Raw genomic sequence first — 1,666 nt, forward strand, 5'->3', positions numbered from 1 at the left:
GTTCGCTACCCCATGGCCGCGAACGGACCCGCAGGATCAAGGGCGGCTTTAGGGACTGCGGCGACAGATCGGCGAGGAAGTCGACAAGCTGCTTCGCCAGTTCGGAGTCGGCGCCCGCGACGAGCGACAGTCCATAGAGGCCGTCGCCGGTGCCCCAATCCAATTCGCTTCTGGCCTTGCCGAGTAGCTTTTCCATGACGAAGGCGCGATCCTCGGCTTGCAGCCGACCGAAGCGCCCTTTCAGGTCTTCCGTTCCTTCCAGTCGGAGGGCGAGCAACTCCTCCGTGATCGATCGAGCATCCTGTGAGACGCGGTCATCGATCGACAGAATCGGCAGGCTTTCGCGACCGACATGCAACGCCCCGCGCAGATCGACGTTCTCGAGCGGAGGATCGAGCTTCAGCCAGTCCGATACGAACGCCTTGTCGGACTGCCATGCGTCGAATCCCTCGGCCGGCAAGTCTTCGCCGCCCCGCACGGCGCGTTCCGCCACGCCGATTCGAGCGGGGCGTCCCTCGGTGCCCGTATTCACGGCTTCCACGAGAAATTTGAAGGACGCGGGCGACGCGCAACGTTCGAACAGCAGAATCTTCGCAAGGACGCCATCATCCACGGGAATGCTCTGCACCTCCGCGAGCTTCTTTCGCACCGACAAGGTGTTCAAGAACCGTTTCATGAGACGCGGATTGCCGCTGATCCGACGCGACGTCGCCATCTGCTTGGACAGACGTTCGGCGACGGCAAGCTCGACCCTGAGATTTGCCGGGCAGTCCGAAATGAGTCCGACTACATACTCGGCGGTGACGGACTGGCCTTTCCAGCTTTCGGCAAGTCGTTGGTTGACGGCTACGCGAACCGATTCTTTGATTTCCGGCGCCAGAGTGCTGTTCTGCACGAAGAGCAGCATGAGATAGGCGCGCGCCTCGTTGACGCCCAGCGGCGGAACGCGGAGCGGAACCTGTATGAGCTTGTCGAAGTAGCTGACGACCAGATTATCGTCCAAGCTCACGCCCTTGAAATGGATGCGTACCGCCTCCTTGATCATGTCGTCGTCCGCGGCGATGACGAAGGCCGTCCTGTCCATGAACAGGAACAAGCGCATCGCTTCCAATGTTCCGATCACCGTCGGCGGGAGGCATCGATCCAGGTCGTCGACGAAGACGACAAGCGTGACGTCGAGCTCTGTGAGCAAGTCCTCGAGGTATTTCCTCAGCGCGTGTATCATCTGAGGGGGCGTCTGAAGCTTGGCCTTGGGGCCGAGCAATTCCTTCGCTTCCTTCCCATGTTCATGGGCGAAGCTTTGCGCCTCTTTTACATCGTCGGCGGTAATTTCTCCGTCGTTCAGGTGTTCGTATAGGCTTTCAAGTCCCTTCGTGAATGCGCCGACAGGCACGCCCGTGACGGCGGTGGCCGTCATTTCGCTCCCGATTCGGGCAAGGCGGAACAGATTGATCCGAGCAAAGAATTCTTTGGCTTTCTGAAGTATCGTTTTGTCGCTTTCGGCTCGCTTTATCAGAGCGCGACTGATTTCCTCCATCAACGCCGCCTTGGCGTCGTCATGCCCTTGGTAGAGCCACGCATTAAAGTTCAAGAATAAAAGCTTTTCCTCCTTCGCTGCTCGAAGCTCATCCTCGATGAGTTTCACCATGGAGGACTTTCCGACACC

General features: G+C 59.1%; 1 protein-coding gene. It reads right to left on the minus strand.

Annotation, left to right across the window (positions count from 1 at the left end; translation table 11 throughout):
* The coding region (locus tag A1351_RS08335) for a P-loop NTPase fold protein (protein WP_064032747.1) at nt 1–1,648 on the minus strand (1,648 nt) is incomplete at its 3' end.
* Nucleotides 1,649–1,666 lie beyond the last annotated feature (18 nt).

This window comes from Methylosinus sp. R-45379 (genome assembly GCF_001644125.1).
Taxonomy (GTDB): Bacteria; Pseudomonadota; Alphaproteobacteria; order Rhizobiales; family Beijerinckiaceae; genus Methylosinus.